This is a genomic window from Arthrobacter sp. BC5 (assembly GCF_056680255.1).
This window is the reverse complement of the sequence record NZ_CM155273.1, coordinates 2,177,402-2,203,394: the sequence shown is the minus strand read 5'-3', so window position 1 is coordinate 2,203,394 and position 25,993 is coordinate 2,177,402. Positions and strand designations below refer to the sequence as shown.

27 protein-coding genes are annotated in these 25,993 nt (G+C 69.9%); 14 read left to right on the top strand and 13 right to left on the bottom strand.

Annotated elements, in window-relative coordinates; genetic code table 11:
• Positions 1–38 precede the first annotated feature (38 nt).
• Positions 39–1,283, bottom strand: coding sequence for a molybdopterin-synthase adenylyltransferase MoeB (gene moeB / locus AC1MFI_RS10290; RefSeq protein ID WP_479816660.1), 1,245 nt, complete (start codon positions 1,281–1,283; stop codon positions 39–41).
• Positions 1,284–1,438: 155 nt separating this feature from the next.
• On the opposite strand from moeB, the gene AC1MFI_RS10285 reads away from it, so the two are divergent.
• Both AC1MFI_RS10285 and AC1MFI_RS10280 read left to right on the top strand, forming a co-directional pair.
• Positions 1,439–2,059, top strand: coding sequence for a TetR/AcrR family transcriptional regulator (locus AC1MFI_RS10285; protein ID WP_479816659.1), 621 nt, complete (start codon positions 1,439–1,441; stop codon positions 2,057–2,059).
• Positions 2,060–2,107: 48 nt separating this feature from the next.
• Positions 2,108–2,332: a DUF3107 domain-containing protein gene (locus AC1MFI_RS10280; RefSeq protein ID WP_479816658.1), complete on the top strand. Its 225-nt coding sequence runs from the start codon at positions 2,108–2,110 to the stop codon at positions 2,330–2,332.
• Between the two features lie 79 nt (positions 2,333–2,411).
• On the opposite strand, the gene AC1MFI_RS10275 is transcribed toward AC1MFI_RS10280, so the two are convergent.
• The gene (locus tag AC1MFI_RS10275) at positions 2,412–3,188 is read right to left on the bottom strand and encodes a ferritin-like fold-containing protein (RefSeq protein ID WP_479816656.1); all 777 of its coding nucleotides are present in this window, start codon (positions 3,186–3,188) and stop codon (positions 2,412–2,414) included.
• Between the two features lie 144 nt (positions 3,189–3,332).
• On the opposite strand from AC1MFI_RS10275, the gene AC1MFI_RS10270 reads away from it, so the two are divergent.
• The 3 genes from AC1MFI_RS10270 to AC1MFI_RS10260 all read left to right on the top strand — a co-directional run bounded on the left by AC1MFI_RS10270 (position 3,333) and on the right by AC1MFI_RS10260 (position 7,763).
• Positions 3,333–4,841 carry an RNB domain-containing ribonuclease gene (locus AC1MFI_RS10270; protein ID WP_479816655.1) on the top strand — a complete coding sequence of 503 codons (1,509 nt, stop codon included), beginning with the start codon at positions 3,333–3,335 and terminating at the stop codon, positions 4,839–4,841.
• Positions 4,842–5,147: 306 nt separating this feature from the next.
• Complete coding sequence (locus AC1MFI_RS10265) at positions 5,148–6,869, top strand: DEAD/DEAH box helicase (RefSeq protein WP_479820844.1); 1,722 nt, start codon at positions 5,148–5,150, stop codon at positions 6,867–6,869.
• Positions 6,870–6,875: 6 nt separating this feature from the next.
• Complete coding sequence (locus AC1MFI_RS10260; protein WP_400482502.1) at positions 6,876–7,763, top strand: DNA-methyltransferase; 888 nt, start codon at positions 6,876–6,878, stop codon at positions 7,761–7,763.
• 63 nt (positions 7,764–7,826) lie between these two features.
• Here the strand turns inward: AC1MFI_RS10260 and AC1MFI_RS10255 are convergent, their stop codons facing one another.
• Entirely contained in the window at positions 7,827–8,669 is an 843-nt protein-coding gene (locus AC1MFI_RS10255) for a PHP domain-containing protein (protein WP_479816653.1), read from the bottom strand.
• Positions 8,670–8,842: 173 nt separating this feature from the next.
• Here AC1MFI_RS10255 and AC1MFI_RS10250 point away from each other — a divergent pair, with 173 nt between their 5' ends.
• Positions 8,843–10,423, top strand: a complete 1,581-nt coding sequence (locus AC1MFI_RS10250) for an aminopeptidase P family protein (protein ID WP_479816652.1) — start codon at positions 8,843–8,845, stop codon at positions 10,421–10,423.
• 145 nt (positions 10,424–10,568) lie between these two features.
• Here the strand turns inward: AC1MFI_RS10250 and AC1MFI_RS10245 are convergent, their stop codons facing one another.
• Positions 10,569–11,456 (bottom strand): YflT domain-containing protein, encoded by an 888-nt coding sequence (locus tag AC1MFI_RS10245; RefSeq protein WP_479816651.1) that lies wholly within the window; start codon positions 11,454–11,456, stop codon positions 10,569–10,571.
• Positions 11,457–11,642: 186 nt separating this feature from the next.
• Between AC1MFI_RS10245 and AC1MFI_RS10240 the strand changes: the two genes are divergently transcribed.
• The 3 genes from AC1MFI_RS10240 to AC1MFI_RS10230 are packed head-to-tail and all read left to right on the top strand — an operon-like array spanning position 11,643 to position 14,645.
• A complete protein-coding gene (locus AC1MFI_RS10240; protein WP_479816650.1) occupies positions 11,643–12,926 on the top strand; it encodes a magnesium transporter MgtE N-terminal domain-containing protein in 1,284 nt (427 codons plus the stop codon).
• Positions 12,919–13,518, top strand: coding sequence for a DUF1003 domain-containing protein (locus tag AC1MFI_RS10235; RefSeq protein ID WP_479816649.1), 600 nt, complete (start codon positions 12,919–12,921; stop codon positions 13,516–13,518). Before AC1MFI_RS10240 ends, AC1MFI_RS10235 begins: the two co-directional genes overlap by 8 nt.
• Positions 13,515–14,645 (top strand): Mrp/NBP35 family ATP-binding protein, encoded by a 1,131-nt coding sequence (locus AC1MFI_RS10230; RefSeq protein WP_479816648.1) that lies wholly within the window; start codon positions 13,515–13,517, stop codon positions 14,643–14,645. Before AC1MFI_RS10235 ends, AC1MFI_RS10230 begins: the two co-directional genes overlap by 4 nt.
• A gap of 28 nt (positions 14,646–14,673) precedes the next feature.
• On the opposite strand, the gene AC1MFI_RS10225 is transcribed toward AC1MFI_RS10230, so the two are convergent.
• The 3 genes from AC1MFI_RS10225 to sigE form a co-directional block, all read right to left on the bottom strand.
• Positions 14,674–15,078, bottom strand: coding sequence for a twin-arginine translocase TatA/TatE family subunit (locus AC1MFI_RS10225; RefSeq protein WP_479816647.1), 405 nt, complete (start codon positions 15,076–15,078; stop codon positions 14,674–14,676).
• Positions 15,079–15,226: 148 nt separating this feature from the next.
• The gene (locus tag AC1MFI_RS10220; protein ID WP_479816646.1) at positions 15,227–16,198 is read right to left on the bottom strand and encodes an anti-sigma factor family protein; all 972 of its coding nucleotides are present in this window, start codon (positions 16,196–16,198) and stop codon (positions 15,227–15,229) included.
• A 5-nt stretch (positions 16,199–16,203) separates the two neighbouring features.
• Positions 16,204–16,845, bottom strand: coding sequence for an RNA polymerase sigma factor SigE (gene sigE, locus AC1MFI_RS10215; RefSeq protein ID WP_479816645.1), 642 nt, complete (start codon positions 16,843–16,845; stop codon positions 16,204–16,206).
• Between the two features lie 322 nt (positions 16,846–17,167).
• On the opposite strand from sigE, the gene AC1MFI_RS10210 reads away from it, so the two are divergent.
• The gene (locus tag AC1MFI_RS10210) at positions 17,168–17,806 is read left to right on the top strand and encodes an O-methyltransferase (protein ID WP_479816644.1); all 639 of its coding nucleotides are present in this window, start codon (positions 17,168–17,170) and stop codon (positions 17,804–17,806) included.
• 63 nt (positions 17,807–17,869) lie between these two features.
• Here AC1MFI_RS10210 and AC1MFI_RS10205 read toward each other — a convergent pair whose 3' ends face one another.
• The 5 genes from AC1MFI_RS10205 to AC1MFI_RS10185 form a co-directional block, all read right to left on the bottom strand.
• A complete protein-coding gene (locus tag AC1MFI_RS10205; protein ID WP_479816643.1) occupies positions 17,870–18,037 on the bottom strand; it encodes a DUF3117 domain-containing protein in 168 nt (55 codons plus the stop codon).
• A gap of 164 nt (positions 18,038–18,201) precedes the next feature.
• Positions 18,202–19,419: a hypothetical protein gene (locus tag AC1MFI_RS10200; protein ID WP_479816641.1), complete on the bottom strand. Its 1,218-nt coding sequence runs from the start codon at positions 19,417–19,419 to the stop codon at positions 18,202–18,204.
• Positions 19,416–20,042: a DNA-3-methyladenine glycosylase I gene (locus AC1MFI_RS10195; RefSeq protein ID WP_479816640.1), complete on the bottom strand. Its 627-nt coding sequence runs from the start codon at positions 20,040–20,042 to the stop codon at positions 19,416–19,418. The genes AC1MFI_RS10200 and AC1MFI_RS10195 overlap by 4 nt, the downstream gene beginning before the upstream one ends.
• Positions 20,039–20,449 carry a DivIVA domain-containing protein gene (locus tag AC1MFI_RS10190; protein ID WP_479816639.1) on the bottom strand — a complete coding sequence of 137 codons (411 nt, stop codon included), beginning with the start codon at positions 20,447–20,449 and terminating at the stop codon, positions 20,039–20,041. Before AC1MFI_RS10190 ends, AC1MFI_RS10195 begins: the two co-directional genes overlap by 4 nt.
• 35 nt (positions 20,450–20,484) lie before the next feature.
• Positions 20,485–21,255, bottom strand: coding sequence for an LOG family protein (locus AC1MFI_RS10185; RefSeq protein ID WP_479820843.1), 771 nt, complete (start codon positions 21,253–21,255; stop codon positions 20,485–20,487).
• A gap of 229 nt (positions 21,256–21,484) precedes the next feature.
• Between AC1MFI_RS10185 and AC1MFI_RS10180 the strand changes: the two genes are divergently transcribed.
• The 4 genes from AC1MFI_RS10180 to AC1MFI_RS10165 all read left to right on the top strand — a co-directional run bounded on the left by AC1MFI_RS10180 (position 21,485) and on the right by AC1MFI_RS10165 (position 24,780).
• Entirely contained in the window at positions 21,485–22,261 is a 777-nt protein-coding gene (locus AC1MFI_RS10180) for an amino acid ABC transporter ATP-binding protein (protein ID WP_479816638.1), read from the top strand.
• 52 nt (positions 22,262–22,313) lie between these two features.
• Positions 22,314–23,159 (top strand): glutamate ABC transporter substrate-binding protein, encoded by an 846-nt coding sequence (locus AC1MFI_RS10175; protein WP_479816637.1) that lies wholly within the window; start codon positions 22,314–22,316, stop codon positions 23,157–23,159.
• A gap of 77 nt (positions 23,160–23,236) precedes the next feature.
• A complete protein-coding gene (locus AC1MFI_RS10170) occupies positions 23,237–23,914 on the top strand; it encodes an amino acid ABC transporter permease (RefSeq protein ID WP_479816635.1) in 678 nt (225 codons plus the stop codon).
• Positions 23,911–24,780: an amino acid ABC transporter permease gene (locus AC1MFI_RS10165; protein ID WP_479816633.1), complete on the top strand. Its 870-nt coding sequence runs from the start codon at positions 23,911–23,913 to the stop codon at positions 24,778–24,780. The genes AC1MFI_RS10170 and AC1MFI_RS10165 overlap by 4 nt, the downstream gene beginning before the upstream one ends.
• A gap of 102 nt (positions 24,781–24,882) precedes the next feature.
• On the opposite strand, the gene dapE is transcribed toward AC1MFI_RS10165, so the two are convergent.
• Positions 24,883–25,974, bottom strand: a complete 1,092-nt coding sequence (gene dapE / locus AC1MFI_RS10160; RefSeq protein ID WP_479816631.1) for a succinyl-diaminopimelate desuccinylase — start codon at positions 25,972–25,974, stop codon at positions 24,883–24,885.
• Positions 25,975–25,993 lie beyond the last annotated feature (19 nt).

Sequence of the window (25,993 nt, the reverse complement as noted above, 5' to 3'; positions counted from 1 at the left end):
CACCCTGCCGCACCGGGTCCCGGTCGGAGGCGGAGCGCTCAGTAGGTCATCTTCCCCGGTTCGATCCGCCGAACCCATTCGATGATGCCGCCGTCCACGGACCGCGCATCCGGATGGCCCTCCGCACGGAGGAACCGGACCACGTCCGCGGAGCGCACTCCCGACTTGCAGTGGACGTAGACCGTCCGGCCGCCGTCGACGGTCGCATCGCCGTCGAGGATCAGGTTCTTCGGGACCAGCACCGCCCCGTCGATGCTCACGATCGCGTGCTCCTCCGGGTTGCGGACATCCAGCAGGTCGAAGTCGGCGTTCCCTGCGGACCGTGCGGCGAGGAGTTCCGCGAGCTCGTCCACGGAGACCGTCGGGATCTGCTCCTCGGCGGAGGTGTCGCCCGCCGCCGTCGGGCCCGGCAGACCGCAGAACTGCTCGTAGTCGACGAGCTCCGTGATCCGGGGAGCCGTCGGATCGGGCCGCACGCGCAGCTCGCGCCAGCTCATGTCCAGGGCGTTGAAGACCAGCACCCTGCCGAGGAGCGTGGTACCCACCCCGGTGATGAGCTTGATCGCCTCGTTCACCATCACCGCACCGATCTGCGCGCACAGCACACCGAGAACGCCGCCCTCGGCGCAGGACGGCACGGAACCGGGCGGCGGCGCCTCCGGGTACAGGTCGCGGTAGGTGGGCCCGCGGTCCTGCCAGAAGACGCTCACCTGGCCGTCGAAGCGCAGGATGGAACCCCACACATAGGGTTTGCCGAGGATCGCCGCCGCGTCGTTGACGAGGTAGCGCGTGGCGAAGTTGTCCGTGCCGTCGACGACGAGGTCGTATCCGGCGAAGAGGGACAGCGCGTTCGACCGGTCCAGCCGCTCCTCGTGCAGCACCACCTCCACCAGCGGATTCAGGGCGATGATGCTGTCCCGTGCGGATGCCGCCTTGGACCGTCCGAGGTCCGGCATGCCGTGGATGACCTGGCGCTGCAGGTTCGAGAGTTCGACGTCGTCGTCGTCCACGATCCCCAGCGTCCCGACTCCCGCGGCGGCCAGGTACAGCAGTGCCGGGGAGCCGAGCCCACCGGCTCCGATCACGAGGACCCGGGCGTTCTTCAGGCGCAGCTGCGCATCCGTGCCGAAGCCGGGGATGATGAGGTGCCGGGAGTAGCGCAGCGTCTCGTCCTGTGTGAGGGCGCCGGTCGCCGCGACGAGGGGCGGCAGGCCGGAAGCTCCACCGGACGGCGGCGCCTCCACGGGAGCAGGGGCCTGCGGCGGGGACGGGAGGGCGGTCATACCCAAGGGTATTCCGCCGGACCTCGGACCTGCCAGCGAGCACAGGGGCACGCGCGGAGGTCCGCCGCCGAGGTGCCGGCAGCCGCACCGTGCTGAGGCTACCGGTGGGTAAACTGGACGGACGTCCGTGACCGCCGAACCGAGGATCGCCCTACGTGAGTGCTGAACCGACCGCCGCAGGAAGAGCCGTGCGCCTGCCGCGGGACGAGCGCCGGCGCCAGCTCCTGGCGGCGGCACAGGAGGTCTTCGTGGGCAACGGTTACCACGGGGCGGCCATGGACGACATAGCCGTGGCGGCGAAGGTCAGCAAGCCCGTCCTGTACCAGCACTTCCCCGGCAAGCGGGATCTCTACCTCGCGTTGCTCGACAGCCATCTCGCCGAACTGACGCAGCTGCTCGTCGATGCGCTCCGCTCGACCGACGACAACAAGCTGCGAGTCCATGCGACCATGCGCGCCTACTTCCAGTTCATCGCGCAGGACAGCCGGGCGCACCGCCTCGTGTTCGAGTCGGACATCAGCAGCGAGCCCGATGTCAGCAGCCGGCTCGAGGAGTTCAACGCCCACTTCGCCGGCGCGATCGCCGGTGTGATCGCCGGTGACACGCAGTTGTCGATGGTGGAGGCCACCCTGCTGGGCCGCGGTCTCGCGGGGATGGCGCAGATCAGCGCGCGCTATTGGCTGGAGACGGACGGCAGCCTGGACATCGATGCCGCAGCCGAGCTCATCTACCGTTTAGCTTGGCGCGGAATCAGCCGCTTCCCCAAGGAGATCTAGAGTAGGTTTCGAAGCGATATCACGCTCACAACACAGGAGGTATGCGCCGTGGAAGTCAAGATCGGTATCCAGAACGTCAACCGGGAAATCATCCTCGATTCCTCCGAGAGCGCCGACGCCATCGCCGAACTCGTGGCCGCGGCGATGAGCGGCGGCTCCGAATTGCGCCTCAAGGATTCCAAGGGCCGCCAGGTCATCGTCCCGACGTCGGTCCTCGGCTATGTCGAGATCGGCGCCGAGGAGACCCGCCGGGTCGGTTTCGGCGCGCTCTAGCAGGAGAGCTGCACGGCACGAGGGACCCGCGGACGACGGCGCACGCCGCCTGCCGCGGGTCCTTCCATGCGTAGCGGACCTATGCGGTGAGCCCCAGGGCGCTCATGCGCCGGGAATGGTTGCGTGTCAGCTGCGAGAAGAGCGCGGTCGTGTGCTGTGTCTGGTCCGCTTCGTTCGCGAAGAGCAGGCCCGCGAGGTATTCGCGCTCGATGCCCACGCGCTGCGCCTGGGTCAGCGCCTCCCCCACGAGCCTCCGGCCCCACAGTGCAAGGCGCGAGGCGAGCCGGGGGTCGTCCGCGAGTGCTTCCTTGAGGCGCCGCTGCAGGTGGGCCGCGCCCTCTCCCGAGTCGATGGTGCTGATGAGCCCGCGCGACCGCGGATCGAGGCTGTCGGCCAGGGAACGGTAGAAGTCACCGGAGAAGGCGTCGATCACATAGGCCTTCATGAGGGATTCGTACCAGTCCCCCGGGCGCGTGCGCTCGTGGAAGGCGTCGACGGACGCCTGGAAGGGCGCCATGGCCTCCTCCACCGTGACGCCCAGCTCCGCCAGGAATCGGCCGACCAGCTCGAAGTGCTCGAATTCCTGCACGGCGAGCCGGCCCAGGCTGGCGCGGTCGGCGAGGCTGGGCGAGAACCGGGCGTCCGACGAGAGACGTTCGAAGCCCGACAGCTCGCCGTATGCGATGACCCCGAGCAGGTCGGTGACGAAACGGGCGTAGCGGGGATTGGCGAGGGCATCCGCGGCGGCGCTGGCAGGAACGGCGGGAGCCGCCGGCTGCATCGGGGTTCCGACCGGCGCGCTGTCGTCCGGCCCGGCGGCGGAGAGGGCTGTGCTGTCCGGGGAGCCGTTGTTCATTCTGCTAAGAGTACGCAATCGAAGGGGCCCGGCAAGCTGCTGCACGGCTCCGGGGCCTGTTGCGGCGCGGCCTCCTGGTCCCGTGGGCGGGTACAGGGAGTTTTCGCGTGCCCGATGTCCGGAAGGTGCATTACCGTAAGGCCTGTGCCAGCACAGCATATGGACCTCAGGGACCGGGAGTCCCAGCAGCGCCTCACCGCATCTCTCCGGGCGCTGCGCGAAGAACTCGGCATCCGGGAGGACTTCCCCGAGGAGGTCCTGCGGGAGGCGGAGGCGGCCGTTGCCGCCCACGAGCTCCACCCCACCGACCTTCGGGCCCTCCCCTTCCTCACGATCGATCCGCCCGGTTCGACAGACCTCGACCAGGCCGTGCACCTGACGCGGAGCAGTACGGGCGTGGGCGGTACGGGCGGTTACGAGGTCTGGTACGCCATCGCGGACGTCCCCCTCTTCGTCACCCCGGGCGGAGCCGTCGACGCCGAGGCGCGGCTGCGCGGCCAGACCATGTATGCGCCCGACGGCCGGATCTCGATGCACCCGGAGGTCATCTCCGAGAACGCCGCGAGCCTGCTCCCCGCCCAGGACCGCCCGGCTTTCGTCTGGCACTTCCTGCTCGACGCCGAAGCGGTCGTGCAGTCCGTCACCGTCGGCCGCGCGACCGTCCGCAGCAGGCGCCAGCTCACCTACGCCCAGGTGCAGGCGGACCTCGACGCCGGCACCGCGGACGAACAGCTCGTCCTGCTGCAGGAGATCGGGACCCTCCGCGCCCAGCAGGAACTGGACCGCGGCGGTGCGAGCCTGAACCTGCCGCGCCAGGAGATCACGCACGACGGCGAGAGCTACGGGATCATCACGGAGCCGGCCCTCCCCTGCGAGGGCTGGAACGCACAGATCTCGCTCATGACGGGGATGGCCGCGGCACGCATGATGATCGACGGCGGGATCGGCATCCTGCGCACCATGCCTGAACCGGACGAGGGTGCGCTCGGCAAGTTCCGCCGCCAGTCGGAGGCGCTCGAGCACCCCTGGCCCGCCGGCATGCCCTACGGCGCCTTCCTCCGCACGCTCGACGTCACCGACCCGCGGCAGCTCGCCCTGATGCATGCGGCGGCGGCCCTCTTCCGGGGTGCCGGCTACACCGCCTTCGACGGCGAGGTGCCCGACGCCGTCGTCCAGTCGGCCATCGCCGCACCCTACGCGCACACCACCGCACCCCTGCGCCGCCTCGTGGACCGGTTCGTGCTCGTCACGTGCGCGGCCATCTGCGCCGGCGAGGAGGTCCCGGAGCCGGTCCGCGCCGCCCTCCCCGACCTCAACACGCTGATGGCGTCCTCCAACCAGACGGCGTCCCGGCTGGATTCCGGCGCCATGGATGCCGTGCAGGCCGCACTGCTGAGCAACCGGATCGGCGAGGCGTTCTCCGCCGTCGTGCTCCAGGGCGCGCCGCCCGCCGTCGAGGATGCCCCCGGCAGGCAGGCTCCCCGCCTCTCCGGGACGGTGCAGGTCACCGAACCCCCGCTGGAGGCGAAGTGCTACGGCGAGCTCGTGGCAGGAGAGCGCGTCACGGTGATCCTCCTGGAAGCGGACATCGCCCGCCGCCGCCTCCGCTTCGAGGTCAAGCCGACGGACGCGCCTCCGCGCAGTCCGCAATGACGCCCGGCAGGTGTGGGCAGGGTAGTCTTAACGCGTAGTAATGGATGCCCGGTCGTTATCACATCTTCGATAACCCGCAGTACCTACTCGATCCCGAGTTTTCCCGCGGGCGCAGGTCTCCCTCCGCAGCCCGCACGCAGTTGCAAGCCCGCGATCGGCTTCCACTGGACGCTCCGCGCCCGCCGATACGCTCCGCACGAGATGTCAGTCCATCCCGGCGTCGAGCCTCAGCGGCCGCGTGGCCTGAATGAACGGTAGAACGTGCACAACACAGATCACGATACGAACACCGCCCCGGGCGCAGACATCGCCACGGCAACCGACGCGCACCACCTCGTCGCCGACAACTCGGCCGACGCCATCGACGTCGAGGAGACCCTCGTCACCACCGAGGCGCCGCACGCGGCCGTGGCCGAGACCTTCGCGGACTTCAACGTCCGCCCGGACATCGTCGAGTCCCTCGCCGATGCCGGCATCACCCACCCCTTCCCCATCCAGGCCATGACCCTGTCGATCGCCCTCGGCGGACACGACATCATCGGCCAGGCGAAGACCGGAACGGGCAAGACGCTCGGATTCGGTATCCCCGCGATCCAGCGTGTCGTCGGGCCCGAGGACGCCGGCTACGAGAAGCTCCCGGTCCCCGGCGCGCCGCAGGCACTCGTCATCGTGCCGACCCGCGAACTCGCCGTCCAGGTGGCCAACGACCTCACGACGGCGGCGAAGAAGCGCAACGCGCGCATCGTCACCATCTACGGCGGTCGTGCCTACGAGCCGCAGATCGAGGCCATCAAGAAGGGCGTCGAGATCGTCGTCGGCACCCCGGGCCGCCTGATCGACCTGTACCGGCAGAAGCTGCTGGTGCTGAAGAACGTCAAGATCGTGGTGCTCGACGAAGCCGACGAGATGCTGGACCTCGGCTTCCTGCCCGACGTCGAGACCCTGATCGCCGCGACCCCGCCGGTGCGCCAGACGCTCCTGTTCTCCGCGACCATGCCCGGCCCCGTCATCGCGATGGCCCGCCGGTACATGACGCAGCCCACGCACATCCGGGCCGCTGATCCCGAGGACGAGGGCATCACCAAGAAGGACATCCGTCAGGTCATCTACCGGGCGCACAACCTGGACAAGGCCGAGGTCGTGGCCCGCATCCTGCAGTCCCGTGGCCGCGGACGCGCCATCATCTTCTGCAAGACGAAGCGCACCGCCGCGAAGCTCTCCGAGGAACTGATCGACCGCGGCTTCGCCGCCGGGGCCATCCACGGCGACCTCGGACAGGGCGCCCGCGAGCAGGCGCTGCGTGCCTTCCGCGGCGACAAGATCGACGTCCTCGTCGCCACCGAGGTCGCGGCGCGCGGCATCGACGTCGAGGACATCACGCACGTCATCAACTACCAGTGCCCCGAGGACGAGAAGGCCTACCTGCACCGGGTGGGCCGCACCGGGCGTGCCGGCAAGAAGGGCACGGCCGTCACCTTCGTCGACTGGGACGACGTCCCCCGCTGGGGCCTGATCAACAAGGCCCTCGGCCTCGACACGCCCGAGCCTGTGGAGACGTACTCGTCGTCGCCGCACCTGTACACGGACCTCGACATCCCCGAGGGCACCAAGGGACGCCTCCCGCGCAAGGACCGTAAGCTCGCGGGAATCAATGCCGAGGTGCTCGAGGACCTCGGCGAGACCGGCAAGCGCGGAGGTGGCACCCGCCCGGACAGCGGCCGGAACGACACCTCCCGGAACGACGGCGCACGCGGACGCTCCGGCGAGCGCGGCGGACAGCGGCGCGACGGGGAGTCCGGCGAAGGCTCGCGGAGATCCCGTGGCCGCGGCCGGGGAACGAAGCGTCCCGGTGACGCCGAGGCGCCTGCAGCACCCGTCGCGTCCGAGGGCCCGATCGAGAGCGGTGGACGGCGCCGTCGTGCCGCGAGCGAGGGTGAGGCACCATCGGGTGACCGCCCCCGGCGCAGCCGGACCCGCCGCCGCAACGGCGAGGTCGTCGCGGACCCTGCCGGCGGCTCAGAGGACTAGCCCCCGGTGACCGGGCTTCCCGTGCCGTCCGCGCCTCCCTGGAGTGCGGACGGCGCCAACCTCGTCGTGCACGCGGACAACGCGGAGTACCTCGCGACGCTGCCGGACGCGGCCTTCACCATGGTCTACGTGGACCCGCCGTTCAATACGGGCCGGGTGCAGCGCCGCCAGCAGACCACCATGGTGCGCGCCGCGGACGGCACGGGCGACCGCGTGGGCTTCAAGGGTCTTTCCTACGCGACCGTCAAGGGCATGCTCGCGAGCTACGACGACGCCTTCGAGGACTACTGGGACTTCCTCGCGCCGAGGCTCGCCGAGGCCTGGCGGCTCCTGGCCGACGACGGCACCCTGTACCTGCACCTGGACTACCGGGAGGTGCACTACGCGAAGGTCATGCTGGATGCGCTCTTCGGTCGCGAATGCTTCCTCAACGAGATCATCTGGGCCTACGACTACGGTGCGCGGGCCAAGCGGAAGTGGCCTGCGAAGCACGACAACATCCTCGTCTACGTGAAGAACCCGGCCGGCTACTACTTCAACAGCGACGAGGTGGACAGGGAGCCCTACATGGCGCCCGGACTGGTCACCGCCGAGAAGGCCGCGCTCGGCAAACTCCCCACCGATGTCTGGTGGCACACCATCGTGTCGCCGACGGGCCGCGAGAAGACGGGCTACCCCACCCAGAAGCCGGAGGGCCTGCTGCGGCGGGCCGTCGCGGCGAGCAGCCGCGAGGGTGACTGGGTGCTCGACTTCTTCGCGGGATCGGGCACGCTCGGCGCGGTAGCCGGGAAGCTCGGCCGGCGCTTCGTCTGCGTGGACCGCAATCCCCAGGCCGTCGAGGTCATGCGGGCCCGGCTGGCCCCCTGGACCCAGCCCGCCGCGAGGAGCAGCTGAACGAACCAGCTGGTCCGGCACGCCGGGTCCCGTCCGCCAGGGCCGCTGCGGCCGGCGCGTCCTTCAGCTGACCGCAGTGCCCGTGGCGAGCCCCGTGATGGCCTCGAGGGCCTCCCTGCTCGTGACGTTCTCCCCGAGCAGGTTCGGTTTGCCGCTGCCGTGGTAGTCGCTCGATCCCGTCACGAGCAGCCCGTTGTGCCGAGCGATCCTCCTCAGCTCCACGCGCGCGCTCTCGGGGTTGTCCCGGTGCTCGATCTCCAGGCCCAGCAGGCCGGCGTCGATCATCTCGTCGATGACGGCTCCGCCCACCACGGCTCCACGGTTGAAGGCCGACGGGTGGGCGAAGACCGGGACCCCGCCGGCCTCACGGATGAGTGCGACGGCGTGGGCGGGGTGCGGCGCGTAGTGGCTGACCCAGTACGGCGAACGGGCCGTCAGGACGCGCTCGAACGCCTCCGAGCGCGTGCCCACGACGCCGAGGGAGATCAAGGCGTCGGCGATGTGCGGCCGCCCCACGGTGGCACCCTCGGTCACGTGCTCCTGCACCAGCTCCCAGGTGATGGGGAAGTCCACCGACATGAGCTCGACCATCCGCTGCGCACGCGTCAGCCGCGCCGTCCTCGACTTCCCGATCTCCCCGAGCAACCCGGCGTGCAGCGGATCGTGCAGGTAGGACAGGACGTGCACGCTGATGCCCGTGTCCGTACGGCACGAGACCTCCATCCCGGGCACGAAGGTGATGCCGTACCCGGACGCTGCAGCACGGGCACGGTCCCAGCCGGCCGTGGAGTCGTGGTCGGTGAGCGCGACGGCGTCGAGGCCCGCTGCGGCGGCGGACGCGATCAGGACCTCGGGATCCTCGGTGCCGTCCGAGACGTTGGAGTGGGTGTGCAGATCGATTCTCACCGGGTCCAATCTACGCGCCGCGCGTAACCCTTCCGGCCAGGCGCCACAGTACCGCCGGCGCAGGCGCTCCCCTGAGCCGCCGGCGATCCGCCGGTGCCGGGCAGTGCCGTGGCGACCGCGTCGGGCGGTGCCGCGACTTTCCCGGCACGCGACGATGGTGGGACGATAGCGGGGTGAGCACTGACGACACCACCTTCGCAGCCCAGAACCCCACCGACGCACCGGAGGGCCAGCCGCTGTCCGACCGGAACGAGAACCGCTCGCAGCGGCCGGACTCCGACGCCTTCAAGGCCTTCATGGCCAGTAGCTGGGCGCCGCCTTCGGACGATCTCCCGGCCGAGTCGCCCGTCGCGGCTCACGCGGCCCGCCGTCGTCGCACCATCTCCGACCGCTTCCCCGGCGAGCGCATCGTGGTTCCTGCGGGCCCCTTCAAGGTCCGTTCCAACGACACCGACTACCGGTACCGCCCGCACTCGGCCTTCGCACACCTGACCGGGCTGGGCCTCGACCACGAGCCCGACGCCGTGCTGGTCCTCGAGCCGGTCGACCAGGGCACGGGCGACCACGGCGGGAACCACTGCGCCACACTGTACTTCCGCGAACTCGCCGGGCGGGCCAGCGCCGAGTTCTACGCGAACGCGCGCTACGGCGAGTTCTGGATCGGCCAGCGCCTCTCGATGGCCCAGCTCAAGGCCCAGCTGGCGCTCGAGACCGCGGACCTCGCCGAACTCGAGGTCGCCATCACCAAGGACGCCGGCGTCGCGGCGATCGGTGGCATCAGCATCCGGCTCCTCCGGGAGGTGGACTTCAACGCAGACGCCCTCGTGGACACGTCGCGTATCAACACCGGCGTGGACCTGGAGCAGGCCGACGCCCTCGACGCCGTGCTCGCGGAAGCCCTGTCCGAGTTGCGCCTCGTCAAGGACGCGTGGGAGATCGAGCAGATGGAGGCGGCCGTCGCGGCCACCGTCGACGGCTTCCACGAGGTGGTCCGGGCACTCCCCCGCGCGCTGACCCACCACCGCGGCGAGCGCGTGGTCGAGGGCGCGTTCTTCGCCCGGGCCCGCGAGGACGGCAACGATCTCGGGTACGACACCATCGCCGCCTCCGGCAACAACGCCACCACGCTCCACTGGATCCGCAATACGGGCCAGGTCAGCGCGGGTGAGCTGCTCCTGCTGGACGCGGGGGTCGAGGCCGAGAGCCTCTACACCGCCGACATCACCAGGACCCTCCCCGTCAACGGGCGCTACACGGAGGTGCAGCGGAAGATCTACCAGGCGGTGCTCGACGCCGCCGATGCCGGCTTCGCAGCAGCCCGCCCCGGGCGGAAGTTCCGGGAGATCCACCTCGCCGCGGTCACGGTCCTGGCGGAGAACCTCGACCGGTGGGGGCTGCTTCCCGTCTCCCTCGAGGAGGCCCTGGCGACCGAGGGCCAGCACCACCGGCGCTGGATGCCCCACGGCACGAGCCACCACCTCGGCATGGACGTCCACGACTGCGCGCAGGCCAAGCGCGATCTGTACCTGGACGGCGTCCTCGCGGAGGGGATGGTCTTCACCATCGAACCGGGCCTCTACTTCAAGGCCGAGGACCTCGCGGTTCCGGAGGAGTACCGGGGCATCGGCGTGCGGATCGAGGACGACATCCTCATGACCGCGGATGGCCCCGTGAACCTCAGCGCCGCCCTCCCCCGCAACCCGGACGACGTCGAGGACTGGATGGCCGGTATCTGGGGCAGCACCGGCGAGTAACCGTCCTGCCCCCGGGCCACCTCCACGCACCGGGCCACCTCCACGCACCGGGCACGGCAGACATGACGAAGGCAGGAACCTCCGGGTCCCTGCCTTCGTCATGTCTGCCGGCCGTGTCTGCCGGCCGTGTCCGCCGGTCGCGGCGCTAGCGCGGTCCTCCCGCTGCCGAGGATCCGTGGCTCCCCTGTCCGCCGTCCTCAGGGTGCGTGTCCTGCCGGGGCTCGGCCGCCGTCCCCGGCTGCCCGACGGCGTCCGCCGGGTCGACCTCCGCCTGGTTGCCGGCGGCCTGGTCCTCGACGCGGATCCCGTACTGGGGCCGGCCGTCGGGAAGGTCGGGGAACTGCCCCCGCCTCGGCCCGGTGGTGCCGGGACCGGCGGTCTGGCCCTCGGCACCACCCGGCTGCGGCTGGTTCGGATCCTGCGGCTGCCGACCCGTGTAGGGGTCGTTCCAGGCGGCAGGACGCTCGGGCGCCTGCTGCTGGCCCTGCCCGGGCCCCTGTCCCCAGACGGAGGGAGCGGCACCGGGGTGCTGGGACTGCCCGTTCATGGGCAGTCCCAGCAGCATCCTGCGCGCGTCGCCTGCAAGGCTCGGATCGACGATCACGTCGTAACTCGTCGCGATGACCTGGCTCGTGGAGGTGAAGTCCCGCTTTCCGCGCTGGAAGGCGTAGGTGAGGATGCCGAAGAGCAGCCAGAAGATGGCCCCCAGCGCGATCGAGGACGTGATCGTGATCCCGGACTCGCTGCCCGCGAAGAGGCTCAGGATCAGGCCGACGAACAGGCCGAACCAGGCGCCGGTCGCGGCGCTGCCGAGGGCGACCCGCGGATAGCTCAGGCGCCCCGTGACACGCTCCACCGTCTTGAGGTCGTTGCCGATGATCGCCACCCGCTGCACCGCGAACTTGTGGTCGGCGAGGTAGTCCACCGCCTTCTGGGCATCCAGGTAGCTCGTGTACCGGCCGATGGTCTCGCCCGTGGGCAGCACGCGGCCCAGGTCGCGGGAGGCAGTGGTTCCAAGTGGTGGTGTCGACATGCTCTCCATTCTTGCGTACCTCCTCCGCGCATGGGAGGCGTATCGCCCGGGGTGAACTCCCGGCCTGCCGGACACCTCCCGGGAAGATGCCGGACGGCACCCGGGGGGCGTCCTGCGGCACGCCCTCGTCCGGCGTCGCACCCGGGCGGTAGCGCCCCGATTTGCCGCGCCCGATAGCCTAGAGCAGTGACTACCAACCCGACCCGCGTCTTCGTCGCCCGACTCCTGGGGCTCGATGTCTTCGATCCCCTCGGTGACCGCCTCGGCCGCCTGCGGGACGCCGTCGTACTCGACCGCGGGCCCGCCAAGGCGCCGCAGGTCGTGGGCCTCGTGGTCGAGGTCCCCGGCAAGAAGCGCGTGTTCGTGCCGATGACGCGCATCACGTCGATGGACCCGTCCCAGATCATCTGCACCGGCCTCGTCAACCTCCGCCGCTTCGAGCAGCGTGGCGCCGAGATGCTCGTGGTCGCCGAGCTCTTCGACCGCCGCCTCACCCTGCGCGACGGCACGGGCAGCGCCGTCGTCGAGGACATCGCGATGGAGCGCAACCGCGCCGGTGACTGGCACGTGTCGCAGCTCTTCGTACGCCGCGGCGGACCGGCGTCGCCTCTGCGCGGACTCCGCCGGGGCGGCGAGCGGCTCATCATCGACTGGCTCGACGCCTTCCACGGAACCACGGACGAACCACAGGGCGCCACCCAGTTCGTCGCCCAGCACGACGACCTCAAGCCCGCCGACTTCGCCGACGCGCTGCACGAGATGAACGACAAGCGGCGCATCGAGGTGGCCGGAGAGCTCCAGGACGACCGCCTCGCGGACGTCCTCCAGGAACTGCCCGACGACGACCAGGTCCAGATCCTCCAGTCCCTGACGCGCGAGCGGGCGGCGGACGTCCTCGAGGAGATGGACCCCGATGACGCCGCCGATCTCCTCAACGAGCTGCCCGAGGCCCAGAAGGAGGAGCTCCTCCAGCTGATGGAGCCCGACGATGCCGAGGACGTCCGCCGCCTGCTCGAGTACGAGGAGGACACGGCGGGTTCCCTCATGACCACCGTGCCCGTCATCCTCCCGCCCGAGGCGACCGTCGCCGAGGCGCTCGCGCACGTCCGGCGCGAGGAACTGACGCCCGCCCTCGCCTCCTCCATCTTCGTGTGCCGGCCTCCGCTGGAGACACCGACCGGGCGCTACCTCGGTGTGGTGCACATCCAGCAGCTGCTGCGCTATCCGCCGCCCGAGCCACTCGGCAACATCATCGACACGGACCTCGAGGCCGTGGGTGACCAGGCGAATGTGAGCGAGGTGTCGAGGATCCTCGCCACCTACAACCTGAACTCGCTGCCCGTCGTCAACACCGAAGGCCGGCTCGTCGGCGCCGTGACGGTCGACGACGTGCTGGATCACCTCCTGCCCGACGACTGGCGGGCACAGGACGACACACGAGGACAGAAACGAGGTGACCGCCGTGGTTGAGAAGATCAGGTCGAGTACGCGCGGGCTCGATACGCCGCGTGAGGCGCGCAAGCGCATCCTCCCGCGCCTGCGACCGAACCCTGACCGGTTCGGCAGCGGCACGGAGAACATCGCCCGTTTCATGGGGACCCCGCAGTTCCTCTTCTACATGACGGTGTTCGTCGTCGTCTGGCTGACGTGGAACACCATCGCCCCTGAGAACGTCCGCTTCGACAGCGCCGCCCTCGGGTTCACGGCACTGACCCTGATGCTCTCCCTGCAGGCCTCCTACGCCGCACCCCTGCTGCTGCTCGCGCAGAACCGCCAGGACGACCGCGACCGCGTCTCCATGCGGGAGGACCGCCAGCGGGCGGAGCGGAACCTCTCCGACACCGAGTACCTGACGCGGGAGATCGCGGAACTGCGCATCGCCCTGCGCGAGGTGGCGACGCGCGACTACGTACGGTCCGAGCTGCGCTCCATCCTCGAGGAACTCCTCGAGACGACCGACGGCCAGGAGCTGACCCTGCAGAAACGGAAGCCCCGGAAGGCGTCGGAGAGCACCGCGGCGCTGTCGAAGGTCCAGCCCGCCGGGAGGAAGCCCGTCCGGTGAGCACCGCCCTGCCCCGTGAGGAGGCCGTACGGCAGGCCCTCGCCACCGTGATCGATCCTGAACTGCGCCGCCCCATCACCGAACTCGGCATGCTCGAATCGGTGGCCGTCGACGGGCGGACCGTCCGCATCAGGGTCCTGCTGACCATCGCGGGGTGTCCCCTGCGCGACACGATCCGGCAGGACACCGAGGCGGCCCTGTCCGCCGTCGAGGGCGTGGACCGCGTCGACGTCGAACTGGGCGTCATGGACCAGGCCCAGCGCGATGCACTGAAGGAGCAGCTGAAAGGTGCCGGGGGCCGCCGGGGCATCCCCTTCAACGATCCGGCCTCGCTCACGCGGGTCTACGCCGTCGCGAGCGGCAAGGGCGGTGTCGGGAAGTCCAGCGTGACCGTGAACCTGGCCGTCGCCATGGCCGCCCAGGGGCTCCGGGTGGGCATCGTCGATGCCGATGTCTACGGCTTCTCCGTTCCCGCGCTGCTGGGCATCACGCAGCAGCCCACGCGGGTCGACGAGCTCATCCTGCCGCCGGTGGCCCACGGTGTGAAGGTCATCTCGATCGGCATGTTCGTCGAGGGCAACCAGCCCATCTCCTGGCGCGGGCCCATGCTGCACCGGGCCCTCGAGCAGTTCCTCACCGATGTGTACTTCGGTGACCTCGACGCACTGTTCCTCGACCTTCCTCCCGGCACCGGCGACATCGCCATCTCCGTGGCCCAGCTGCTGCCGTCGTCGGAACTCCTCGTCGTGACGACGCCGCAGAGCGCTGCCGCCGACGTCGCCGAACGCGCAGGCTCCATGGCCGCCCAGACCGGGCAGCGGGTGGCCGGGGTCATCGAGAACATGTCCTGGCTGGAACTGCCGGACGGCGGACGGCTCGAACTCTTCGGGACCGGCGGCGGCACCGCACTGGCCGCCCGGCTGTCGACGACGCTCGGAGCGGAGGTGCCCCTGCTCGGCAGCATCCCGCTGGAGGTGGCGCTGCGCGAGGGTGGAGATTCCGGCACCCCCCTCGTGCTCAACCCCGGCGGCTCCAGGGCGCGCGACGAACTCACGGCGATCGCGACCACCCTCGCACGGCGTCCGCGCGGACTGGAAGGGCTGAAGCTCCCCGTGAGCGTCCGCTGAGGATCCTCGCCGCCGAAAGTGGACAGGCCTAGGTAGCTTCGAGGTCGTAGGGTGCGGCACGGCCCGCTTCGAGTCGCGGACCGATCCCGACGGACACGGCGGCCGTGCGGGCAGGGGCGGCAGCGGGAGCGGCCACGGGTTTCGGGGCGCCTTGGCTGACGGGCTTGAAGACGTCCTCGATGTCGTCGAGGAGGGCCTCCTTGATGATGCGGCGGGGATCGTACTGGCGGGGGTCGAGCTTTCGCCAGTCGACCTCGTCGAGTTCCGGCCCGACCTCCTCGCGGAGCTGCTCGCGGGCGCCGGTGGCCATGCGCCGGAGGCCCTTCACGAGCCGGGCGAGCTGGGCAGCGTACTCCGGAAGGCGCTCCGGGCCGAGCACCACGACGGCGATGATCGCCAGGACCACGAGTTCGAGGCCGTTGATTCCCAACACGTGAAAAGACTACCTTCCCGGCCTGCGCCGAACACATTCGCCAGAGCCGTTCCGCCGACCGACCGGCACCAGCGCGCGAGCCGTCACGCCGCCGTCGTCGAGCCGTCACCGGGGCGTCGTCCGCCGTTCACCGGACGGCCGCCGGCAGCTACCCGGCACCCTCCCGGGGATGGGCGATCATCGAGAGCCCTCGGATGATGCGCTCCATCATCGAGTCGCCCTGTCCCTGGGGAGACAGCGCCAGCTGCGCGTGCTCGGTGGTGACCAGCTGGCTGAGCGTCTGCGGCATGACGGCCGCGGGGAGGTCCGAGACCACCGTGTAGGTGACCGCCGGGGAATCGAGGACGACCTGCCAGGGGTCCCCGGAACGCACCCAGACGTCCCGGTCGGTTCCACCGATGTGCTCGAAGCCGTCGGACGTCACGATGTTGCCGGTCGCGGCGCTGACCGGCGCTGTCTCCGCGTCGCGGACGTCGCCGACCTTCCGCTGCTCGTACACGGTGACCGTGTCGCCGCCGTTCTCGAGCACGAGTTCCAGCGTGGGCCTGCCGCCCACGGTGATGCCCTCCGCGCTCTGCAGCGTGAAGCCCAGCGATTCGAGCTCGGGGCAGTACCAGCCTCCGGCCCGGAGCGTCGCGAGCTGCTCGGTGTCCAGGTAGGTCGGCGTCTGCGGCGCCACGGAGTCCCATCCCGCGCGCAGCGACGTGGTCCCGCTCACGCCGTCGGCCGTTACGGGACGGGCCTCCGCACCGACGACGTACGCACCGGCGAGGAGAGCCGTGGCGGCGACGGCGGACCCTCCGGCTGCCGCCACGAGCGTGCGGCGGCGCTGTGGGCCCGTGCGCTCGTGGTGGGAACGGACGAAGGCGGCGCTGGACCCGGTGCGCACCTCCCGTGCAGCGAACGCGGAGTCGAGACCGGGCGCGAGCAGCCGTTGCCTGAAGTCGGGATCCGGGGACGGTTTCCTCAGGCCGAGCAGTGCGCTCTTGAGGCCCCGGAGACGGGCGAGCGCCACTGCGCAGGGCGGGCAGCGGGCGACGTGGCGTTCCACGGCGATGCGGCGGCGGTCGGACAGCTCACCGTCCACGAGGTCCTGCAGGGATCGACGGGGATGAAGCATCGCGCCTAGCCCACACCGGCGATCCGTGGGACCCCCAGGGCACTCCCGCCGGAGATACGTGGGTCGCGGTGCGCGAGCTTCTCGCGCAGCATGGTCCGCCCCCGGTGGATGCGCGATCGGACGGTCCCGAGCTTGACCCCCAGCACCTGCGCCACCTCGTCATAGGCGAGGCCTTCGAGGTCACAGAGCACGACGGCGGCACGGAAGTCCGGCGGCAGCTCCTCCAGCGCGGCCTGCACGTCGATATCGAGGTTGTTGAACTCGAAGCTGCGCTCGGGGCCGGGGTGCTTGCTCGGCAGGCGGCTTTCCGCCTCCTCCGTGAGGCCGTCGAAGCGGATCCGGGTCTTGCGCCGTGCCTGGTCGAGGAAGAGGTTGGTGGTGATGCGGTGCAACCAGCCGTCGAGCGTGCCCGGCTTGAAGTTCGCAAGCGACCGGAACACCCTGACGAAGACTTCCTGCGTGAGGTCCTCTGCGTCGAACTTGTTGCCCGTCAGCCGATAGGCCAGGCGGTAGACCTTGGGCGAGTAGTTGGTGACGACCTCCTCCCACGACGGCGCGACCCACGGGTTGCCGTGCTCATCCAGGACGGGAGCATCCACTCCGGAGCCAGCCTCCACGGAGGCCTGTGCCGCTTTCACGCTGGACATGATGTTCCCCTTCTCACCGCGAATCCGAACCGGTCCTGCTCCGGGCCGGGCGACCGGGAGGCTGTGGTAGGAGGGATTCGGGGCTGTACTCATGCTGGATGTCCCGAAGAAAAAGTCTTTCGCACCAAGCTGGGAACCAGCTGGCAGCTCTGTGCGTGTTGCACCCCCTCCCCCCGCGCCGCATCGGCCGTCCTCGCGCGCCCGTGAGCACCCGTCCGCATGGAAGTGCGGGTAGGCCGCACAGTAGTGTTGGGGCGGGGCTCCTGCCTCCCGAGACCACGTATTCCCCCGGAATCTCCCGCGAACCACAGAACGGACGTCCATGGCCGCCGACAAACACAGCAGCTGGTCCTACACCGAAGGGCTCCCCGACGAGGACGACATCCTGCTCAGGGCACGCGACCGCTCCCACGAGCTGGGCGTGGCCCCGGTGACTCCCGCGGTCGGCGCCGCCCTCACGGTGCTCGCGGCCGCGTCCAAGGCCACCACCGCCGTCGAGGTGGGCGCGGGCGCCGGCGTATCCGGCGTGTGCCTGCTGAGGGGCCTCGGCCGGAACGCCGTGCTGACGACGATCGACTCGGACGTGGACCACCTGCGTGCAGCCCGCGAGGCCTACTCGGAGGCCGGCATCCCCTCGAACCGCACGCGCACCATCTCCGGCCGCGCGGCCGATGTCCTGCCGCGCCTCACGGACAGGGCGTACGACCTCGTCTTCATCGACGCCGACAAGCCCGGCCTCCCCGTCTACGTCGAGCAGGCCACGCGCCTGCTCAAGGACGGCGGCATCCTGATCGTCAACGACGCACTCGACCAGGACCGGGTCGCGGAGCCGGCGGTGCGCGAGCAGTCCACGAACACGCTGCGCCAGGTCGGCAGGATGGTTCGCGAGAACGAATCCCTCGTCTCCGCACTCCTGCCGACGGGCACGGGACTCCTCCTCGCGGTCAAGCAGCGCGCCTGACCGGGCTCGGAATCTGCTCCCGGCCACTGCAGCATCCGCCGCAGCGCCCGGGAGCAGTGCGGACTAGCCCGTGACGGAGAGCAGGCAGTCCTTGAGCTTGCCCGCCTCTTCCGCGTTGAGTTCCACGACGAGGCGTCCGCCGCCGTCGATCGGCACCCGCATGATGAGGCTGCGCCCTTCCTTGGTGACTTCCATCGGTCCGTCGCCGGTACGCGGTTTCATGGCAGCCATAGGAGTGTCCCTTTCGACAGGGCGCGACCGCGATCAGCGGCAGCGCGACAGTAAACGGTGCTCCGTCCCGGCGGCCCGGTGCAGGGCCCGGCGGTGCACGTCATCTCCTTCATTATTCAGCACAAGGCCTGCACCTGCTAATTCCGGTGCGGCGTGGATCACACTCAGGGTGGATAATCCCCGTCCGGCCCCGACGGCGTCCAGCCCCACAGCCAGTCCACCCAGAGGAACTGGAGCAGCACGGATACCGGCAGGGCCGTCCAGAGGATGAGGCGCCCGCGGAGGGTCGCGACCGCCAGGGCCAGGGGGAAGAGCGGCAGCAGGATGCGCCACGTGCTCGACTGCGGATCCCAGAACGCCGCGAGGTACAGCAGGTACGCGGCGCACCAGGCACCGAGGACCAGCCCGATCGAGCGCACCGCCGGGGCGAGGAAGAGCCCGGCCGTGCCGAGCAGCAGGGCCGTGACGACCAGGGCGGCGGAGGCCGGGCCCACGACGGCGGCGGGGGCCTCGAACCACGGCACGAACGGAGTCAGTGCCTCCCCACGCCATGCCGTCTCCGTGGCCACATAGGCGTCACGCCGCCCCGTGACCGCCCACGCGATGAGGGGCCAGGCGACCGCTGAGAGGGCCGAGACCGCTGCGAGCAGGAGGAGGGGAAGCACCTGCCGCGCCGCCTGCGCCCGGCCGGCCGCGCCGGCCCCTGGACCGCGCGCTCCCCAGAGGGCATGAAGGAACAGGATGCCCACCATGACGGCGAAGGGCACTCCGGCCGGACGTGCCAGGCACATGAGCACGACGACGGGCATCGCGGCGTAGTACCGGCCGACCGCCACGAGGTAGAGGGCCGAGGCGAGGAGCAGCAGGTGCAGCGACTCCGCGTAGGGCACCTGGAGGATCGCGGAGACGGGGGCGAGGGAGACGACGGCGACTCCCGCGAGGGCGGCGCCGTGCCCGGACCGGAGCCGGAACAGCCTGTAGACCACGAGCGAGGCTGCCGCGGCGGCCGTCACGGCCACGAAGGGCGCGAGGACACCCCAGCCGAGACCGGTGACGGCATGGAGGCCCCGGACGAGCCCCGGGAAGAGAGGGTAGAACGCCCACTGGTTGTGGCTGACGGCACCGCGGGCGTCCCGGGGCAGTTCGGAAGGGTAGCCCTCCCTGAAGATGCGCTCGTACCAGCCGCTGTCCCAGTAGTTGATGAACGTGCCGTACCCGGGAGCAGGCCCGGACCACGGGCTGGAGTCCTGGCGCGCTGCGGCGACCAGGAGGATCACGGTGGACACGAGGCGCCCGACGACGAAGACCGCCAGCACCGGGACGGACCAGTGCGCCGAGAGCAGCGCCGGCCGACCGGTCGCTGCCCTACTCGTGCCGCTCACGGGGTGGCCGCATCCGAACCCGCCGCGGCGGATGCTCCTTCGGGGCCGGGCCTTGATCTGACCCAGCAGTCCCTGAGGTGGTCGTCGACGTAGCCCGTGGCCTGCAGCATGGCGTAGGCCGTCGTCGGGCCCACGAAGCGGAACCCGAGGGCCTTGAGTTCGCGGGCCAGCGCCGCGCTCCCGGACGTGATCGCCGGTACGTCTTCCAGGGTTACGGGCGCAGGACGGGGCCCTGGGCGATGGCCCTCGAGGAGGCCGGCGAGGGTGGTGCCGTCCGGCAGCGCCAGCAGCGCCCGGGCATTGGCGATCGTCGCCTCGATCTTCTGCCGGTTCCGCACGATCCCGGCGTCGCCCAGGAGCCGCTCCGTGTCCTGCGGGCCGAAGTCCGCGACCACGGCAGGATCGAAACCGGCGAAGGCGCGCCGGAAGGCCTCGCGCTTGCGCAGGATGGTGATCCAGCTCAGTCCCGACTGGAACGCTTCGAGGCTCAACCTCTCGAACAGCGCCGACTCGCCGTGGACCGGACGACCCCACTCATCGTCGTGGTAGCGCTCGTACTCCGTGCTCGAGACCGCCCAGCCGCAGCGCAGCCGGCCGTCCGAACCCGGGACGGCACCACTCATCGCACCCGGTCCCGGTCCGCGAGCTGCGAGCGCAGGTTCCTGATCATGGCGTCCCGATCCTCGAGCGCGGCTGCGAGCCGGTCCAGGACCTCGTCCACCTGGTCCATGCGGTAACCGCGCAGGCCGAGCCCGAAACGGACGGCGTCGACATCCCGGGCAGAGGGAGCTTCCGGGAGGAGGACGGGCGGCAGTGACGCCACGGGCTGCACCAGGCCCAGCCCCTCGCTTCCTCCGGGAGCGTACCTCGCGCCGTCGCCGCCGCGGGGACGGACTGCGGAACCGGCCGCGGGACCTGTGCGGGAGCCTGCACCAGGACGTCGGAGCGGCGCCGGCAGCGGGCGTCCCGAGGCGAGGACGGCGGTTCCTCCTACCAGCAGGATGGCGAGGATCACCAGGAAGATAGTCACATCGCAATGGTGCCAGAGACACCGGTGGGCAACCCTCAGGACCGGTGTTCGTGCCCTGCAGACGCTGCGACGATCCGCACAGCCTCCTCCGCGGTGTCCACGAGCTGCAGCAGCGAGAGGTCCTTCTCGGAGACGGTGCCTGCGACGAGCAGCGTGCCCTCGACCCAGTCGAGGAGCGGGCGCCAGTAGTCGACGCCGATGAGCACGATCGGGAAGGACGTGACCTTCCCCGTCTGCACCAGCGTCATGGCCTCGAACAGCTCGTCGAGGGTCCCGAATCCACCCGGGAGCACAACGAAACCGCTCGCGTACTTGACGAACATCGTCTTGCGGGCGAAGAAGTACCGGAAGTTGATGCCGAGGTCCACCCACTCGTTCATGCCCTGTTCGAACGGCAGTTCGATGCCGAGCCCCACGGACGTCCCTCCCGCCTCGACCGCCCCCTTGTTGGCGGCCTCCATGGCGCCGGGGCCTCCCCCGGTGATCACCGCAAATCCTGATGCGACGAGGCGCCGGCCCACTTCCTCGCCGATGGAGTAGAACGACGAATTCCGGGCGGTGCGCGCGGAACCGAACACGCTGATGGCCGGCCCGAGATCCGCGAGCGTTCCGAATCCCTCCACGAATTCGCTCTGGATGCGCAGCACCCGCCACGGGTCGGTCCGGGTGAAGCCCCCGGAATCGTCCGCGTCGAGGAGCATGTTGTCCGCCTGCGGGACGGCCGCCTGCCTTCGCCTCAACTCGACCGGGCCCTTGCGCCGTGCCGCCTTCCCCTCAGCGGCGCCCTGGGTGCGGGCGCCGTTCATCCCGCTCCGGCCGGCACCCGGAAGCCGGCCGGACAGCGGACCGGGGTCTTCGTCGTGGACGGTGGAGGGCCGTGCGTCGTCGCTGGCCGCGGGGTGCTGGGAGGGAGACATTTCCCTAGGCTAACCAACGGCCCGATGCCCCGGGGACTTTTGGTTGCTTTTGAAGAACGATCATCCCCATTCCACTCCTGTGTATTGCTGGCGGGGAATAGTTCGCTAGATTTCTCCCATGACAAGTGCACCGCACCGGACCGACCCCGCGTCCTCGGGAAGCCCCCTCGTCTCCCTCAGGAACGTCAACAAGCATTTCGGGGAGCTGCACGTCCTCCGGGACATCGACCTGGACATCGCCCGCGGCGAGGTCGTCGTCGTGATCGGGCCTTCCGGCTCGGGGAAGTCGACCCTCTGCCGCGCGATCAACCGGCTCGAGACGATCGACGAGGGCGAGATCACCATCGACGGCAAGGTACTTCCCGCCGAGGGCAAGGCGCTCGCGAAACTGCGTGCCGACGTCGGCATGGTCTTCCAGTCCTTCAACCTGTTCGCGCACAAGTCCATCCTGGAGAACGTCACGCTGGGCCCGATGAAGGTCAAGGGCATGAAGGGCGGCGAGGCCAAGGAACTGGCGATGTCCCTGCTCAGGCGCGTCGGCGTGGACAACCAGGCCCAGAAGCTCCCGGCCCAGCTGTCCGGAGGCCAGCAGCAGCGCGTGGCCATCGCACGCGCCCTCGCCATGAAGCCCAAGGTCATGCTCTTCGACGAGCCCACCTCGGCCCTCGACCCGGAGATGATCAACGAGGTGCTCGACGCCATGGTGTCCCTCGCCAAGGAGGGCATGACCATGATCGTGGTGACCCACGAGATGGGCTTCGCCCGCCGGGCCGCGGACCGCGTGATCTTCATGGCGGACGGACAGATCATGGAGCAGGCCACTCCGGAGGAGTTCTTCACGAATCCCCAGAGCGACCGCGCCAAGGACTTCCTGGGCAAGATCCTCTCGCACTGACCCACACTCATCACACCGAGGCCCTCGTAGGGCCGCAACGCTAGGAGAACCAATGCAGAAGACCCGATACGCGCTAGCCGCGGTGGCCGCAGTGGCCGCACTGACACTGTCCGCCTGTGGTGGCGGCGACAGCGCCGAGGGAGAGTCCGGCGGCGGCGAGACGGCGGCCGAGAGCCTCCGCATCGGCATCAAGTTCGACCAGCCGGGGCTCGGCTACGACGAGGGCGGATCCTACTCCGGCTTCGACGTGGACGTCGCGAAGTACGTCGCCGGTGAGCTCGGCGTCAGCGAGGACAACATCGAATTCGTGGAGGCCCCGTCCGCGAACCGCGAGAACCTGCTGCAGAACAACCAGGTGGACATGATCTTCGCGACCTACTCGATCACCGACACCCGCAAGGAGACCGTCGACTTCGCCGGTCCGTACTTCGTGGCGGGCCAGGACCTCCTGGTGCCCACGGACAGCGACATCGCCGGTCCCGAGGACCTCGAGGGCAAGAACCTCTGCTCGGTCACCGGCTCCACCTCGGCGCAGAAGATCAAGGACCAGTACCCGGGCGTCCAGCTCGTCGAGCAGCCGGGCTACGCAGAATGCGTCACGGCGATGGGCGGCGGCCAGATCGACGCCGTCACCACCGACGACATCATCCTCGCCGGCCTCGCCGCGCAGGAGGCGAATGCCGGCAAGTTCAAGGTCGTCGGCAACACCTTCTCCGAGGAGAACTACGGCGTCGGCCTGCCGAAGGGCAGCACCGAACGCTGCGAGGAGGTCAACGCGGCCATCACCAAGATGATCGAGGACGGCGCCTGGGAAGAAGCGATCACCAGCAACACCGAGGGTGCCGACTACACCTTCAATGCAGAGCTGAACCCGCCGACCCCGGCGCCCTGCGCCTAGCATCGCTCCCATTGGTGGGGCAGTCCGTACGGGCTGCCCCACCAATGCCATGTTCCCCACCAGGAAAGAGGTGAATCGTGGAGAACTACCTGTCGCTGTTCGAGACCTACGACGTACCCGCCGCATTCTGGGTCAACATCCAGCTGTCGTTCTGGGCAGCCCTCTGGGCACTGGCCATCGGCACCGTGCTGGCCCTGTTCCGCATCTCCCCCATCCCGAGCCTGCAGTGGTTCGGCGCGGCCTACGTCAACATCTTCCGCAACACGCCGCTGACGATCATCCTCGCGTTCGGCTTCCTCGGACTGTTCTCCGTCATGCAGATCAGCCTTGCGTCCGAACTGGACGTGAGCCTGTTCCGGATCGCGATCGTCGGGCTCGCCCTGTACCACGCCGCCTTCGTGTGCGAGGCCATTCGAAGCGGGGTCAACACGGTTCCTCTGGGCCAGGCCGAGGCCGCGCGCGCCATCGGCCTGAGCTTCCTGCCGGCAGCGCGCCTCATCATCCTGCCGCAGGCCTTCCGTGGCGCGGTCGCCCCGCTCGGCAACGTGCTGATCGCACTCATCAAGAACTCGACCGTCGCCGCAGCCGGTTCCGTGGCGGCGGAGTCGTCGAGCCTCATGAAGACCATGATCGAATTCCGCTCGGACCTGGTCATCCCGATCTTCCTCACCTTCGCCCTGGGCTTCGTCATCCTGGTGATCCCCATCGGGCTCCTGACCACCTGGGCCTCACGGAAACTGGCGGTGGCTCGATGAGCGCTCAACAGGTCCTCTTCGACGCGCCCGGGCCCCGTGCGCGCAGGAACATCCTGATCGGCAACATCGTCGGCGTGCTGGTGGTCCTCGGCATCCTCGCCTGGGTCGTCTCCGCCCTGGCCGACAAGGGACAATTCGCCGGAAGAATGTGGGCGCCGTTCCTCGAGTCCCGGACGTGGGAGTTCTTCATCCTGCCCGGCCTGCTCAACACGCTGAAGGCCGCAGGCATCGCCATCGTCACCTCGGTGCTCTTCGGGCTGGTCTTCGGAGTGGGCAGGCTCTCGCACATCGCCCCGATCCGCTGGATCGCGGGCATCGTCGTCGAGTTCCTCCGCGCCGTGCCGGTGCTGCTCATGATGATCTTCTTCTGGCTGGCGCTCGGCAGTTCCGGGGCGGTCAAGCCGCAGGATGCTCCGCTCATCGCGGTCGTCCTCGCGCTCACCCTCTACAACGGATCCGTCATCGCCGAACTCGTCCGGTCCGGTGTGTACGGCCTGCCGAAGGGGCAGCGCGAGGCCGGCATGGCGATCGGGCTCACGAGGAACCAGTCGCTCCGCACCATCGAGGTGCCGCAGGCACTGATCGCCATGCTCCCTGCCCTCATCAGCCAGTTCGTGGTCATCCTCAAGGACTCAGCGCTGGGCTTCATCATCACCTACCCCGAATTGCTGCAGTTCACGCGGCGGCTCGGCGTCGGCGAGGGCAATGTGATCCCGTCGCTGTTCGTCGCCGCGGCGATCTTCATCCTCATCAACTTCGCCCTCTCCACGCTGGCCACCCGACTCTCCGTCCTCCTGAGCTTCAGGACGAAGGGACGCAAGCCCGCGGCGAAGGACGTCATCGCCCTGGATCCGGCCTCCACCTGATCGGACCGGCGGGCACTCCCCGGACGGGATCTCGACGAGCACGACGACGAAGGGCCCAGCGCAGGCTGGGCCCTTCGTCGTCGGGGTGCGGCCCGGGTGCGGTCAGGACAGCCAGGTCAGCAGGGCCCGGAGGCAGGCGCGCACCGCGTCCGCGTCGACGTGTTCGTCGTCGGTGTGCGCGAGGAGCGCGTCGCCGGGCCCGAAGTTGACCGCGGGCACTCCGAGGGCGCTGAAGCGTGCGACGTCGGTCCAGCCGTACTTGGGCTTCGGCTCCGCGCCGACCGCCGCGACGAAGGCGGCGGCGGCCGGGTGCTGCAGGCCGGGCCGTGCTCCCGCGGCGACGTCGGTGCGCGTGACGGAGAAGCCTTCGAGCAGGGCCCGGACGTACTCCTCGGCCTGCTCCGGGGTCTTGTCCGGCGCGAAGCGGTAATTGACCTCGATCACGGTGCTGTCCGGGATCACGTTGCCCGCCGTCCCGCCCGTGATCCCCACGGCGTTCAGGCTCTCCCGGTAGTCGAGGCCGTCCACGTGGACCGTCGCCGGCTCGTGGTCGCGCAGCCGCACCAGGATCTCCGCGGCGCCGTGGATGGCGTTGACGCCCCTCCAGGCACGCGCGGAGTGGGCTGCCTTCCCGGCGACCCGCACCTCGAAGCGGGCCGTGCCGTTGCAGCCGCCCTCCACCGTCCCGTCGGTGGGTTCCAGGAGCACGGCGAAGTCGGCCTGCAGCCACTCGGGGTGGGATACCGCTACACGCCCGAGGCCGCTCAGCGACGCCTCGACCTCCTCGTGGTCGTAAAAGATGAACGTGATGTCCCTCGTCGGCTCGGTGAGGGCCGCCGCGAGCGCCAGCTGCACCGCCACGCCGCCCTTCATGTCGGTGGCGCCCCTGCCGAACAGGATCTCGCCCTCCCAGGAGGACGGCACGGTTCCCCTCGATCCGGGCGCAGCCGGAAGCGGCACGGTGTCGATGTGCCCGGCGAGGATGACCCGCTCGGCCCTCCCGAGCCGGGTACGCGCCATGACGCAGTCCCCGTCGCGGACCACCTCGAGGTGGTCCAGCCGCCGCAGCGCGTGTTCGATGGCGTCGGCGATCCCGGCCTCGTTCCCGGACACGCTCTCGTGGTCGATGAGCCGGGCGGTCAGATGGGCGACGTCGGAGGTCGGGTCGAGCTCCGCGGAGGGTGTCTGAATCATGCTGCAACACTAACGCTCG

Bases quoted from the DNA above. Each gene is read 5' to 3' on its own strand.
- AC1MFI_RS10205 (WP_479816643.1), bottom strand. From the start codon at position 18,037: ATGGCTGCCATGAAACCGCGTACCGGCGACGGACCGATGGAAGTCACC.
- AC1MFI_RS10175 (WP_479816637.1), top strand. From the start codon at position 22,314: ATGCAGAAGACCCGATACGCGCTAGCCGCGGTGGCCGCAGTGGCCGCA.
- AC1MFI_RS10185 (WP_479820843.1), bottom strand. From the start codon at position 21,255: ATGAACGGCGCCCGCACCCAGGGCGCCGCTGAGGGGAAGGCGGCACGG.
- AC1MFI_RS10195 (WP_479816640.1), bottom strand. From the start codon at position 20,042: ATGAGTGGTGCCGTCCCGGGTTCGGACGGCCGGCTGCGCTGCGGCTGG.
- moeB (WP_479816660.1), bottom strand. From the start codon at position 1,283: ATGACCGCCCTCCCGTCCCCGCCGCAGGCCCCTGCTCCCGTGGAGGCG.
- AC1MFI_RS10275 (WP_479816656.1), bottom strand. From the start codon at position 3,188: ATGAACAACGGCTCCCCGGACAGCACAGCCCTCTCCGCCGCCGGGCCG.
- AC1MFI_RS10210 (WP_479816644.1), top strand. From the start codon at position 17,168: ATGGCCGCCGACAAACACAGCAGCTGGTCCTACACCGAAGGGCTCCCC.
- sigE (WP_479816645.1), bottom strand. From the start codon at position 16,845: ATGTCCAGCGTGAAAGCGGCACAGGCCTCCGTGGAGGCTGGCTCCGGA.
- AC1MFI_RS10245 (WP_479816651.1), bottom strand. From the start codon at position 11,456: ATGTCGACACCACCACTTGGAACCACTGCCTCCCGCGACCTGGGCCGC.
- AC1MFI_RS10165 (WP_479816633.1), top strand. From the start codon at position 23,911: ATGAGCGCTCAACAGGTCCTCTTCGACGCGCCCGGGCCCCGTGCGCGC.
- AC1MFI_RS10180 (WP_479816638.1), top strand. From the start codon at position 21,485: ATGACAAGTGCACCGCACCGGACCGACCCCGCGTCCTCGGGAAGCCCC.
- dapE (WP_479816631.1), bottom strand. From the start codon at position 25,974: ATGATTCAGACACCCTCCGCGGAGCTCGACCCGACCTCCGACGTCGCC.
- AC1MFI_RS10220 (WP_479816646.1), bottom strand. From the start codon at position 16,198: ATGCTTCATCCCCGTCGATCCCTGCAGGACCTCGTGGACGGTGAGCTG.